Source organism: Kribbella sp. NPDC049174 (assembly GCF_043197365.1).
GTDB lineage: Bacteria > Actinomycetota > Actinomycetes > Propionibacteriales > Kribbellaceae > Kribbella.
The window spans coordinates 315,986-328,847 of sequence record NZ_JBICSZ010000002.1 but is presented as its reverse complement, the minus strand read 5'-3'; the positions used below and the strand labels follow the sequence as shown (position 1 = coordinate 328,847).

General features: G+C 67.6%; 12 protein-coding genes. 4 read left to right on the top strand and 8 right to left on the bottom strand.

The window, feature by feature from the left end:
- Position 1: 1 nt before the first annotated feature.
- The 6 genes from ACGFIF_RS12080 to ACGFIF_RS12055 form a co-directional block, all read right to left on the bottom strand.
- Entirely contained in the window at positions 2–751 is a 750-nt protein-coding gene (locus tag ACGFIF_RS12080; RefSeq protein ID WP_393154266.1) for a phosphotransferase, read from the bottom strand.
- A complete protein-coding gene (locus tag ACGFIF_RS12075) occupies positions 732–1,751 on the bottom strand; it encodes a LacI family DNA-binding transcriptional regulator (protein ID WP_393154265.1) in 1,020 nt (339 codons plus the stop codon). Before ACGFIF_RS12075 ends, ACGFIF_RS12080 begins: the two co-directional genes overlap by 20 nt.
- Positions 1,752–1,821: 70 nt before the next feature.
- Positions 1,822–2,697, bottom strand: a complete 876-nt coding sequence (locus ACGFIF_RS12070; RefSeq protein ID WP_393154264.1) for a carbohydrate ABC transporter permease — start codon at positions 2,695–2,697, stop codon at positions 1,822–1,824.
- A complete protein-coding gene (locus ACGFIF_RS12065) occupies positions 2,694–3,653 on the bottom strand; it encodes an ABC transporter permease (RefSeq protein WP_393154263.1) in 960 nt (319 codons plus the stop codon). The genes ACGFIF_RS12070 and ACGFIF_RS12065 overlap by 4 nt, the downstream gene beginning before the upstream one ends.
- A gap of 3 nt (positions 3,654–3,656) precedes the next feature.
- A complete protein-coding gene (locus ACGFIF_RS12060; protein ID WP_393154262.1) occupies positions 3,657–5,291 on the bottom strand; it encodes a sugar ABC transporter substrate-binding protein in 1,635 nt (544 codons plus the stop codon).
- A gap of 187 nt (positions 5,292–5,478) precedes the next feature.
- On the bottom strand, positions 5,479–6,330 hold the full coding sequence (locus tag ACGFIF_RS12055; RefSeq protein WP_393154261.1) for a hypothetical protein: 852 nt from the start codon (positions 6,328–6,330) through the stop codon (positions 5,479–5,481).
- A gap of 198 nt (positions 6,331–6,528) precedes the next feature.
- On the opposite strand from ACGFIF_RS12055, the gene ACGFIF_RS12050 reads away from it, so the two are divergent.
- Entirely contained in the window at positions 6,529–7,527 is a 999-nt protein-coding gene (locus ACGFIF_RS12050; RefSeq protein WP_393154260.1) for a TerC family protein, read from the top strand.
- A gap of 41 nt (positions 7,528–7,568) precedes the next feature.
- Here ACGFIF_RS12050 and ACGFIF_RS12045 read toward each other — a convergent pair whose 3' ends face one another.
- Together ACGFIF_RS12045 and ACGFIF_RS12040 are read right to left on the bottom strand one after the other, a co-directional pair.
- Positions 7,569–7,730 (bottom strand): hypothetical protein, encoded by a 162-nt coding sequence (locus ACGFIF_RS12045; RefSeq protein ID WP_393154259.1) that lies wholly within the window; start codon positions 7,728–7,730, stop codon positions 7,569–7,571.
- 61 nt (positions 7,731–7,791) lie between these two features.
- Positions 7,792–8,355, bottom strand: coding sequence for a TetR/AcrR family transcriptional regulator (locus ACGFIF_RS12040; RefSeq protein WP_393154258.1), 564 nt, complete (start codon positions 8,353–8,355; stop codon positions 7,792–7,794).
- A gap of 72 nt (positions 8,356–8,427) precedes the next feature.
- Here ACGFIF_RS12040 and ACGFIF_RS12035 point away from each other — a divergent pair, with 72 nt between their 5' ends.
- From ACGFIF_RS12035 to ACGFIF_RS12025, 3 genes are read left to right on the top strand one after another with little or no spacing between them, the layout of a single operon-like run.
- Positions 8,428–9,411 carry an alpha/beta hydrolase gene (locus ACGFIF_RS12035; RefSeq protein WP_393154257.1) on the top strand — a complete coding sequence of 328 codons (984 nt, stop codon included), beginning with the start codon at positions 8,428–8,430 and terminating at the stop codon, positions 9,409–9,411.
- Entirely contained in the window at positions 9,408–11,111 is a 1,704-nt protein-coding gene (locus tag ACGFIF_RS12030; RefSeq protein ID WP_393154256.1) for an ABC transporter ATP-binding protein, read from the top strand. Before ACGFIF_RS12035 ends, ACGFIF_RS12030 begins: the two co-directional genes overlap by 4 nt.
- Positions 11,108–12,817: an ABC transporter ATP-binding protein gene (locus tag ACGFIF_RS12025; protein ID WP_393154255.1), complete on the top strand. Its 1,710-nt coding sequence runs from the start codon at positions 11,108–11,110 to the stop codon at positions 12,815–12,817. Before ACGFIF_RS12030 ends, ACGFIF_RS12025 begins: the two co-directional genes overlap by 4 nt.
- The last annotated feature ends 45 nt before the right edge of the window (positions 12,818–12,862 follow it).

Here is a 12,862-nt window from a genome sequence, read left to right as displayed (position 1 = left end):
GTCAGCCCCAGGTCAGTGGGTCCAGCAGGCGATAGAACTCCAGACGGCGTTGGTCCGGATTCGGTACGCCGTACGCCGCGAAGAACGGCCCGGGATCGGCGGACCACTCGTCGTGCAGCTGGATCGCGGTGAGGGCGAGGTCGGAGTAGCGGTCGGCGATCCCGAGGCGGCCGACATCGATGAGACCGGTGACCTCCACCGTGCCGGGATCGAAGAAGACGTTCGGCAGGCAGGCGTCACCGTGGCAGACCGCGAGCTCGGCACCCGCTTCGATAGAGGGGCGCTCGGCAATCACTCGGTCCAGCAGTTCGGACGGCTTCAGCAGGCGCCACTCGTCGGTGAGGAAGGCCGGGTTGACCGCATCGCGTCGTACGACGTCCTCCGCCGTCGCGATCACCGACGCCAGCGGACGCTCGAACGGGCAGCCGCGCACCGAGTGCAGCTCTCGCAAGATCCGCCCAAGACTCTCCATCGCCTTCAGTTGAAGGGATTCCGGCAACTCAGTGCCCGCAATCCCAGGCACAGCTGTCGTGACCAGACAAGCACCGTCGGCCGACTCGAGCCAGTCCGCGACCGTTGCCGCCGGCAAGTTGGTCCCGGCCAGCCACTCCGCCCGATCCCGTTCGTCCCGCAGCTCCCCCACGCCGGACACCGCGCAGCACTTCGCGAACACATCACCCCGCCGGTAGACCAAGGTGTCGGACTCGCCGACAGTCACCGGCTCCCAGCCGTCACCCCTCAGTCGGAACACGGGAGGAGTCTCGCACGATCAGTTGCCAGGGGAAGTCGAACACCTCACCAGGCGCCCCTTCCCGATCTGTCAGCCGGCCCACGACGATCCGCGCCAGCGCCTCGTTGAAGCCGACCGGCCCGACCGTCGACAGCGACGGGTCCAGGTGCTCCCCCTCGGGCGTGTTCCCGACACCGACCACGGCCAGATCCCGAGGTACGTCGATCCGCAGCCGATGCGCAGCCCGGACCGCGGCGATGGCCGCGAAGTCCGTCGTACAGTAGATCGCCGTCGGCCGGTCCGGCTTGGTCAGCAACGCCATCGCGGCCCGGTAGGCGCCCTCCGGGTGACGCTCGAAGATCTCGATGTCCTCGTCCCGGATCGGCCGCCCGGCCGCCCGCATCGTGTTGAGGTACGCGTCGAACCGAGCGAAACCCGACGTCCGAGACGTCAGCGCGCCGACCCGGGTGTGGTGCTCGAGCAGATGCTCCACGGCCAGATGACAGCGCGGCTCAGCACCCGACCGGATCACGTCGAACCCGCGCGGCTCCAGCGTCTCGCTGAACGCCACGATCTGCACGCCCTGTGCCGCGAACGCCTCCAGTTCGGCGATCTGCTGCGGGTCCGGACTGACGCTGTCGATGAAGATCACGTCCGGGGTCCGGTTCGACAGCACCGTCCGCCAGTCACCGTCCGCGACGATCAGCGCGGTCTTCCCGAGCGGGCTGACCGCGTCGCTGACCGTGGCCGCGACCGCCTGCGACCACGGATCCGCGAGCACACTGAGCGACAGCAGCACCAGGTCGGACTTGCCGGTGCGGATCGCGCGGGCCGCGTCGTTGCGCCGGTAGCCGAGCTTGGTCGCCGCCTCGCGGACCCGGTCCGCGGTCGAGTCCTTGATGGTGTGGCTGCGATGCCGGCCGGACAGCACGTACGACACGGTCGCGACCGACACGCCCGCCTCGGCCGCGACCATCCGCAGCGTCGGACGGTCGGCCGCAGAAGGTTGCCCCGTCGCCATGCGATTGATTCTTGCAGAATCCGCCAATCGATTTCTTCTCCGCGCCATCAGGCCGGGACCATGGTCCGGCCTACCCCTTGACGGCGCCGGTGATCACGCCCTTGGTGAAGTGCCGCTGCAGGAACGGATAGACGAGCGCGATCGGCACCAGCGCGACCACCACGACCGCCATCTGCAATGACTGCGGTTGCGGCAACGGCTCCACCCCGAGCTGGTCGGCGGACAGCGACTTGCCCTGCAGGACGTACGTCCGCAGGATCACCTGGACCGGCCACTTCGACGTGTCGTTCAGATACAGCAGCGCATTGAAGAACGCGTTCCAGAAGCCGACCGCGTAGAACAGCCCGACCACCGCGATCACCGCCTTCGACAACGGCATCACGATCCGCCGCAGGATGGTGAAGTCGCTCGCCCCGTCGATCCGCGCGCTCTCCAGCAGTTCACCGGGCACGTTCATGAAGAACGTCCGCAGTACGACGAAATTGAACGCGCCGAGCGCCCCCGGCAGGATCAGCGACCACAGGCTGTCGAGCAGCCCGAGTTGCTTGACCACCAGGAACATCGGGATGATCCCCGGCGCGAACAGCAACGTGAACAACACCATCAACAGCACCGGCCGCCCGAACAACACCGGCCGCGACGTCGCGTACGCCAACGCGATCGTGACGGCGAGGGCAATCGCCGTACCGACGACTGTCACGAAGACACTCACCATGATCGCCCGGCCCATCAGCCCGCCGCTGAACAACGTCTCGTACGCCTTCAGCGTCGGATGCGACGGCCACAGCACGTACCCACCCGCGTCGATGATGTCGCGATCGCTGGCCAGCGACGTCGAGATCACCACCATGATCGGAATCACGATCACCAGCGCGAACCCGCCGAGTACGACCGCCTTGATCGACTGGTAGAGCGGAGACGGATTCTCTTTCCAAATCGGCCTCACGAGGCACCTCGCTTCTGGAAGATCCCGGGTTCACCCAGCCGATGGGCCAGCGAGTTCGCACCCCACAACAACAGGGCTCCGACCACGCCCTTGGCCAGACCGGCCGCGGCTCCGCTGCTCCAGTCGCCGCCGACGACACCCGCGTAGTACGTGAAGGTGTCCAGTACTTCGGCCGCACCCGGGCCGACCGAGTCGCGTTGCAGGATGAACTGCTCGAACCCGACACTCAGGATGTCGCCGATCCGCAGGATCAGCAGCAGCACGATCACGGTTCGCATCGACGGCAGCGTGATGTGCCAGAGCCGCCGCCAACGACCCGCGCCGTCGGCCGCCGCGGCCTCGTAGAGCGAGACGTCCACAGCGGTCAGCGCGGCCAGGAAGATGATCATCGCCCAGCCGGCGTCCTTCCAGACCAGCTGCGCGACCACCAGCAGTGGGAAGGTGTCCGGGTTCGTCATGAACGGGATCGGGTCCAGCCCGGCCTGCCGGAGCAGGTTGTTGACGAACCCGGCCCCGCCGAGCGACTGCTGGAACAGCGTGATCACCAGCACCCAGGACAGGAAGTGCGGCAGGTAGGCGATGGTCTGGAACCAGCGCCGGAGCCGGTTGCTCACCAGCGAGTCGACGATCAGCGCCAGCGCCAGCGGCACCGGGAAGAACAGCAGCAACTGCACCGCGGCCAGGATCAACGTGTTCCGCAGCGCGTCCCAGAAGTCCGGATTGTCGTACAGGTTGACGAAGTTCTGCAGGCCGTTCCACTCGCTGTGCATGATGCCGAGGTACGGCTGGAAGTCCTGGAACGCGACCACGTTCCCGATCACCGGCAGGTAGAAGAACACCAGCAGGAACACCACGCCGGGGATCATCAGCAGCACCATCTGCCAGTCCCGCCGCCACCGCACCCCGAGCGGCAGGCTGTTCTTCACCTGCCGCCGGGTGACCGCTTTCTTCAGCATCTATCAGGACCCCGTGACCGGGACGCTCGACGGCAGCACCGCCTCGAACTCGCCGCGCATCTTGTCGCCGCCGCCGCTCTTCCAGCGCTTCAGCGCCTCGTCGTACGCCGACAGCTTCTGCCGGCCGGTGACGATGTCGACGATGGTGTCGCGGAACGCCGCGGTGAGCTTCGGGCCCACCTTGCTCGAGGTGTCCGAATAGGTGCCGGCGGTCGGGTTGCGCATCGCGAACTCGAGCAGCTTCTGCTCGGTGGCGTAGATCTTCTTGGTGTCCTCGGGGAACGCCGGGTTGAAGATCACGCTCTCCGGTGCCGTCATGATCTGCAACGCGCTGACCAGGCCGGGCGCCTGCTGGGTGCCGGCCTTGGTCAGCACCGGGTTCTTCTTGGCGTCCAGCTCGTACTGCTGACCGGCGACACCGAAGTTCTTCTGCAGGTACTCCTTGGTGCCGAACGGCGCGGACAGATAGTCGACGAGCGCGAGCAGCTCGCGGATCCGGCCCTCGTCGGTCTTCTTGAACGGCGTGAACCCGACCGTGCCGTAGCCCATGTCGTAGATCGGCTTCGCCTTGCCGTCGTGGCCGAAGGGGATCAGCGTGTCGACGAAGAGAGTCGGGTCGAGCGCCCGGAAGTCGGCGGTCGCCCGCGGACCGACCACGACCTGCGCGGCGATCTGACCGTTCACGGTCTTCGGGGTGGCGTCGGCCAGGTTGAGGTCGGGGTAGAAGACCTTCGCCGCCCACAGCTTGGCGGCGTACTCGACCGCGGCCTTATAGTTGTCGGTCTCGTACAGGTGGGTGAGCGAGCGGTCCTGGTTCACCCGCCAGCCGTTCGGGGCGCCGAACCACTCGCCGAACATGTGCAGCATGTTGATGATGGCCGGCTCGAGCGCGTAGTTCGTACCGTTGGTCAGTTCCTTGCACTTGGCAAAGAACTCGTCCGCGCTGCTGCTCTGCAGACCGCCGACCTTCTGCCAGGTGCGCGGGTTGCCCATCATCACCTGGCCGAACGGCGTCGACGGGATCGGGGCGCCCCAGATCTTTCCGTTCACCACCGCGGTCCGCCAGGACGCCGGCTTCAGCGCGGCCAGGTTCGGGTACTCGAGGACGGCGTCGCCGGACAGGTACTTGGTGAGGTCCTGGAACTTGGCCTCCAGCATCGGGCCGATGTTCGGGATGCCCTGGTTCGGCGGCAGCCACATCAGGTCCGGCAGCGAGTCGCTGGCCAGCAGGGTGGCGAACTTCTCCGGGTACCCCGGGTCGGTGCCGATGGTGAGCCGCAGCTCGGCGCCCAGGGCCTGGTTCAGCGACTGCCACATCGGGTTGCTGCCCATCGGCGGCGGAGGCGTCGCGAACGTCTCGGTCAGCGCGCTCACCGCGTTCTTCAGCGGCGGTGCCTTCACACTCGAGATCGCGTCCGGCGGGAACTGCAGGAAGCCCGGCTCCAGACCCGATTCGGCTCCCGCCAGGTCGGGCCGCAGGCCCTCGAACGGCTTGTACGTCGGCAGCGTCAGCTCACTCGATGCCTTCGCGCCACCGTTCGCCGCACCGCCGTCACCGCAGGCCGCGAGCGTGGGACCGGCCACCGCTGCGCCGACCACGGCGCCGCCAACCTGCAGGAATCGCCGCCGACTGATCATAGTTGCTCCAAGTCAAGACCAAGTGCTCATCTATGCACACTTAAACGTTAACCCGGACCGTAGACCCCGCCCACCTCCGGATGCAAGACGTGGTGACAAAAATGAAACCGGCGGCCGCGGGGTACGACTCCCGCGACCGCCGGCCGGACACCAGATCGTGACGATCTGGTGGAGCTGGTTCAGTCGATCAGCACCTGACGATCAGGCTGGTCAGGGCGGTACAGGTACGGCTCGCCTGGTCGTTCGCCGCATTCGGGTCGGTCGGCGAACTCTCGGTGCGCTTCGCCGTCGCGACCAGGGATCCGAGCGTGAGCAGGCCGGCGTCAGCCGAGAACGTCCGCGCCGTGGTGGCACCGCCGGCCAGCGCCGGAATGTCACAGTTGACAGTCCTGGTCCCCGCGACCCGGGTGCAGCCCGTCGAACCGGCGTACACCAGACCGGCCGGGTAGGTGCCGGTCACCCGGATACCGGTCGCGTCGCCGGGCCCGTTGTTCTTCACGGTCACCGTGTAGGTGATCCGCGAGATGAGCAGACCCCGTGCCGACGCGGCCAAGGACACCGCGATGTCGGCGTCGTCCGGCGCGGGCGGCAGGATCGTCAGCACCGGCCCGTCCAGCGTCTCGAAGGCGTAGTTCTCACCGATGAACTGGTGCTGCAACGTGATCGGCCCGGCCGGCGCGGTGTCCTTGACCTTCAAGGTGAACACCACCGTCCGGGTCTCGCCGCTGGCCATGTCACCGAAGCCGCCGCGGATGCTGCTGCCCAGGATGTCGCAGGCGAACGCACCCGGACACGACACCAGGTCGACCAGTCCGGGGAGCGACGCCTCCTTGCCGTACAGGCCGGCCTTCGCTCCGGTGACAGTGAAGTCCCGGTCGTTGTGCAGCGTCTGAGTCACGGTGAAGGTGTCCCCCGCGTGCACCGTCGCCGGACTCAGTTCGATCGCACTCGACGGCGGCGCCGCCGTCGCAAGTTGTGGCACCGCCACCAGACCGGTACCGACCAGCGCCGTCACCAGCGCAGCACGCAGCAATCTCAAGGCACGCATGGTAAAGCCCCCCATTCACACACCCCAGGTCACACTTCCCCCACACCCGCAGACCGCGGGTGAGAAGAGTATGGACCGGCCGGCCATCCGGCACAACCACTGAGCGCGACGACGTTTCACACCCCCGCCGGACTTTGGTCACTCGGTAGTCTCGATACCCATTGGTTGCCCTCAACAACCGGAGGACGAGTGCTCGATATCAGTGCCCTGACCTGGGCCGTCACCATCGGCCTGATCGTCGTACTGCTGGCCGCCGACCTGGTCATCGCCGCGGTCCGGCCGCACCGGGTCGGGTTCCGGGAGGCGGCCGCCTGGTCGATCTTCTACGTCCTGGTGGCGATCGGGTTCGGGTTGTGGTTCATGAGCGCGTACGGCGGTGACTTCGGGGCGCAGTACTTCGCCGGCTACATCGTCGAGAAGAGCCTGTCGGTCGACAACCTGTTCGTGTTCGTCATCATCATGACCACCTTCGCCGTCCCCGAGGAGCACCAGCACAAGGTGCTGACCTTCGGTATCGTGCTGGCGCTGGTGATGCGGGCGATCTTCATCGCGCTCGGTGCGACGCTGCTGTCGCTGTTCTCGTTCATGTTCGTGGTGTTCGGCCTGCTGCTGCTGTACACGGCGGTGCAACTGTTCCGGCATCGCAACGAGGATCCCGATGTCGAGAACAACGTCGTCGTGCGGTCCGCACGCCGGGTGCTGCCGGTCAGCGACGACTACGTCGGCGGCAGGCTCTTCGCCCGGATCGACGGCCGCAGGGTCGTCACGCCTCTGTTCGTCGTCCTGGTCGCGATCGGCGGGGTCGATCTGTTGTTCGCGCTGGACTCGATTCCCGCGGTCTTCGGGGTGACCGAGGAGGCGTACATCGTGTTCGTCGCCAACGCGTTCGCGCTGCTCGGCCTGCGCGCGTTGTTCTTCCTGGTCAAGGGTTTGCTGGACCGCCTCGTCTACCTGTCCGCCGGGCTGGCGGTCATTCTCGCCTTCATCGGCGTGAAGCTGATCCTGCACTGGGCCCACGTCGACATCGACGACCGCATCCCCGAGGTGCCGACGCCGCTGAGCCTCGGCGTGATCCTCACGATCCTGGTGATCGTCGTCGTCGCCAGCCTGATCAAGACCCGCAACGACCCCACTGCCAAGGCGCACGCCGGCTCGCTGCACGGTCACCGGGATGACGAGGAGGGCTGAAGACTGCGCCCCGGCCAGGCGTTTGGCCGGGGCGCGTTTCCTCAGCTGACGGTGAGGATCTTGTTCGCCGTGAACGCCTGGGCATGGTCGGCGTCGGCCGGGAACCAGACGCGGTAGGCGATCTGGCCGCGGACAGCCGGCTTGATGCCGAAGGCGGGCCCGGGTTGCCTGCGGCATCGAGCTGTCCGCCCGACTGTTGTCATTGGCAACGGCCGGTCAACGGGGCCGGCCTGCGCAAGGGAGCGGCCGCGGCGCGAGGTTTGGTCAGCCGAGTTCGCGCAGGATCATCCTGATCAGGGCGTCGACGTCCTCCTCGACCATCGGCTCGCCGGTCATGCCCATCCGGTGCAGGAGGGTGCCGATCGCGACGTCGATGAAGAAGAGGACGCGCTGCGTCGGTTCGCCCAGCGCGGCCTCGAGCACGAGCCGGTAGGGGTCCTGTAGCTGGGTGGACAGGACGTGGCGCAGCTCGGGATCGCCGATGGCGTCGGTGAACACACCCGCGAACGCCGCGCCGACCCCTGGTTCGCCGATCTTCGCCGCGCCGAGGCGCAGCGCCGACTCCAGCATCTGCGCCGGGGTGTCGTTCTCGTTCAGTGGCAGCGGGCCGAACGCATCCACCAGACAGGCGGTGATCAGCGCGCCCTTGGACGGCCAGCGCCGGTAGATCGTCGTCTTCGCCACCCCTGCCGCGGCGGCGATCCGGTCGACGGTGGCGCGCGTGTAGCCGAGCTCGTGGACCGTGCTCAGCGTGGCCGCGTAGACCTCGGCGTCGATGCCGGAGCGGGGGCGGCCGGGGGGTCTGGCGGGGGTGGTTGCTCTGGCCATGGTGCCAGCTTAGCTAGTTATGCTACTTTCGGTATCGATACTTGCAGTAGCGAAATCATCCGAGGAGTAGACATGAGCCACACCACCGCTGTGCAGCAGCCACCGCTAGGCATCCGGCTGCTGCACATCCTGCGCAAGGAGCCGGACTACCCGGCGATGTCGGTCGAGGAACTGGTCGCCTTCCGGGACGCGCAGAACCGCAAGGTGTCGTCTGGTCTGGCGCGAGTGATCACCGGGTTTCCGGACCGCGGGGCTACGATCGGCTGGCAGCAGGTGGCCCTGCCGGACCGCGAACTCCCGGTCCGGGTCTACCGACGGTCTCGCAAACCTGTCCGCGCGGCCGGCCTGCCGCTCGTCCTCCACGTGCACGGCGGCGGATTCGTGGGTACGGCGGTGCAGTGCGACTGGATCAACAGCCACCTCGCCGCACAGCTGCCTGCGGTGGTGGTGTCGGTCGAGCACCGCCTCGTCGACTCGGAGACTCCGTTGTCAGCGGCTGTCGATGACGGTTGGGACGTACTGCGCCACGTGCTGGATCATGCGGCGAAATGGGGAGTCGACCCGGCCAGGGTCGCCGTCGTCGGAGAGAGCGCCGGCTCCATGGTCGCTGCCTTGGCCGCGATTCGGGCCAGGGAGTCCGGTCCGTCGTTGCGGGCACAGGTGCTGGTCAATCCCTGCGTCGATCTGACGTCGACGGCGATGGACTACCCCTCGATGAAGGAGTACGCCGACAGCCCGACCCTCACCCGGACGCGGCTCGAACTGTTCCGCCGGTTGGCCGTTCCGCAAGGTTCGGATCCTCGAGAAGTCTCGCCGCTGTACGCCGACGACCTGAGCGGGCTGCCCCCGGCGCTGGTGGTAGTGCCGACCCTCGACCCGGTGGCCGACCACGGACGCGCGTACGTCCACCGGTTGCGCGCGGCCGGGACGCCCGTGCAGTTGACCGAACACCACCGCGCCGGCCACGCGTTCATCAGCATGCCGGGCCTGGTGCCACAGGCCAAGGCCGCGCGGGAGCGGATCACCGCGTTCCTCCGCGACCAGCTCGCCGCATGACGAGCCTGCTGCGCCCTTATCTGGGGAGCTTCGCCACCGTTGTGATCCTGCAGGTCATCGGCGCTGTCGCGGGATTGGCTCCGCTGTTGGCGGTCGTCGAGATCGGTCGCGTGCTGCTGTCGCCCGACCCGGTTGACCGCGGTCATGTCTGGACCGTCGTGATCGTCGGCGCAGCCGGCCTGTTGGTCCGGCTGCTGGCCACGGCCGCCTCGGCCGGAATCGGGCACCTGCTGGACGACAAGGTGCAATTGACATTCCGTCGGCAGTTGGCCGCGCGGCTGGGACGCGTCCCGATCGGCTGGTTCTCCAAACGCCGTACGGGCGAACTGGCCAAGGTGGTCGGGGACGACGTGAGCGCCGTACATCCGTTCATCGCGCACGCTCCCGGCGAGCTCATCGCGGCCTTCGTGGTGCCGTTGGTGTCGCTGGTCTACCTGTTCACCATCGACTGGCAGCTCACGCTGATCACGCTGATCCCGGTGCTGCTGGCCGTCGCGCTGGTCCCGCTGATGATGACCCCGGCCCGGGTGAACGAGCAGGGCGAATTCGATGCGGCGATGGGGCGGATCGCGAGTTCGGTCGTCGAGTTCGTCGAGGGCATCGCGGTGGTCAAGGCGTTCGGCGGAGCCGGGCGCGCTCACCACAAGTTCCTCACGGCAGCGGACGATTTCGTCCGCGTCTTCTACCAGTGGGTGCGCGGCATGTCCGTGATCGCCGCCGGGATGCAGTTGGCGCTGGCGCCGCCGTTCGTGCTGCTCGTCGTATTGATCGGCGGTACGGCGCTGATCACGAACGGCGGCATGCCCGCGGCGGATCTCCTGCCCTTCCTGCTGCTCGGGTTGGGCCTGACCGCTCCGGTTGCCGCCCTCGGCCACGGCTTCGACGACATGCAGGCCGCCCGACGCGCGGTCGGCCGGATCCGGGACGTACTCGCGGTGGAGTCCCTACCGGAGCCCGCGCATCCGACCGCTCCACAGGGACATCGGGTGGAGCTGCGTGACGTGCGGTTCGGGTACGACGCCGATCACGAAGTACTGCGCGGGATCGATCTCGTGCTCGAGTCGGGGACGGTCACCGCGATCGTCGGCCCGTCGGGAAGCGGGAAGTCCACGCTGGTGCAACTGTTGCCGCGGTTCTTCGATCCGACGCACGGCTCGGTGCTCGTCGGCGGTGTCGATCTGCGTTCGCTGGGCAGCCGGGAGCTGTACCGCCTTGTTTCCTTCGTCTTTCAGGATGTCCGCCTGCTGCGGGCGTCGGTTGCGGATAACATCGCGCTCGCGGTACCGCAGGCCTCTTTTGACGACGTGGTCCGCGCGGCCGAGCTGGCGAACATCCACGATCGGATTCTCGAGCTGCCGCGTGGTTACGAGTCGGTGCTCGGTGTGGACACCGGCCTGTCGGGTGGCGAGGCACAGCGGATCTCGATCGCCCGCGCATTGCTCGCCGACGCACCGATTCTGGTGCTCGACGAGGCGACCGCGTTCGCCGATCCGCAGACCGAGCACGCCGTACGCCGTGCGCTGGCGACGCTGGACGGCCGGACCATCCTGGTGATCGCGCATCGACTGGAGACGGTGGCCGACGCGGACACCGTCGTACTGCTGGAGAACGGGTCGATCGCCGAACGCGGCCGGCCTGCCGAACTACTGGCCCAGAACGGGAAGTTCGCCGCGTTCTGGAGAGGACGTGAGCTTCGATGATTCGGATGCTGCTGCGGGTGCTGGGAGACGCGTACGCCCGGCCGGTGCGACGCACGGTCGCGCTGATGACCGTGACCGCGATGGTCGAAGGCTTGTCCTACGCCTTGCTGGTTCCGGTACTGCGGGCATTGTTCGGAAGCTCACCCGGCGACGCCTGGCCCTGGCTGATCGCCTTCGGGACGGCGGTCGCTGTCTATGCGGTACTGCGCTACATCAGCGATCTGTCCGGATTCCGCGCCGGCACCACGCTGTTGCACGGCATGTATCACCGGATCGGCGATCATCTGGCCCGGTTGCCACTCGGCTGGTACAGCGCGGGACGCGTCGGGAAGGTGTCCGTCCTGGCCAGCGGCGGTGTATTGCAGGCGATGGGGGTGATCGCGCATCTGCTGTCACCGTTCATCTCTGCCTGCGTGACTCCGCTGACGATCGTCGTCGTGATGCTCGCCTTCCAGTGGCAACTGGGGCTGGCCGCGTTGGTCGCCGTACCGATCGTCGCGGCGATCCAGGTCTGGACGGGACGCTCGATGGCCGCCAACGACTCGGCGCGTGCGGAACGCGAGCAGGACGCCGCTGGGCGCGTCATCGAATACCTCCAAGCGCAGCCGGTCCTGCGAGCCGGCGGGCGGACTGTCGAACGCTTCCAGTTGCTCGACGACTCGTTGCAGGAGGTCCAGCAGGCATCCCGCCGTACGACGTTGTCGGCGCTGCCCGGTGTGGTCGGCCTGGCGTTCGTCGTACAGGCTGTGTTCACTGTGGTGCTTGTCCTGGGCACCTATCTCGCGCTCGGCGGAGACCTCGGTGCGGCAGAGCTTTTGGCGATCCTCGTGCTGGCCGCCCGTTGCGCGGATCCGCTGCTGTCGCTGACGGATATCGGCGGCAAGCTCCGTGGCGCGCGGGCAGTGCTGGCCAGGCTCGACGCGTTGTTGCGCACCGAGCCGCTGCCGGAGCCGCGCTCACCGCGGCGCCCGGAACAGCATGATCTGTCGTTCGAGTCGGTGACGTTCAAGCATGGCGACCGCACAGTGCTCGACGACCTGTCGTTGTCTGTTGCGTCAGGTCAACGGCTCGCCGTGGTCGGACCGTCGGGTGCTGGGAAGAGCACCCTGCTGCAGTTGCTCGCGCGGTTCTACGACGTGGACGCGGGTGCGGTCCGCATCGGAGGTGTGGACGTGCGTGCGATCAGCACCGAGGTGCTGATAGCGCAGATCGCCATCGTCTTCCAGAACGTCTATCTCTTCGACGGCACGATCGAGGAGAACGTGCGCCTCGGCCGTCCCGACGCGAGCGACGCCGACGTACGGGCGGCGGCGACAGCGGCCCGGTTGGACGAAGTGATCGAGCGTCTGCCCGGCGGCTGGGAGACGAACGTCGGCGAGGGCGGCGCACTCCTCTCGGGTGGCGAGCGCCAGCGAGTCTCGATCGCGCGAGCCCTGCTGAAGGACGCCCCGGTCGTCCTACTGGACGAGGTGACCTCCGCGCTGGACCCGCTGAACGAAGCAGCGGTCCACGAGGCGCTCGACCACCTGATGACAGGCCGGACGGTCGTGATGGTGGCCCACCGCCTCGGCACCATCCAGCGCGCCGACCACGTCATCTTCCTGGACGCCGGCCGGATCGCGGAGGCGGGCAGCCACGACGAGTTGCTGCATCACGACGGCCGCTACGCCGCCTTCTGGAAGCTCGGCGTCAGCACAGGGTCTTGATCGCCGTACGAGCGTGGATCTCCGCCCAACTGGCGCACGGCGGAG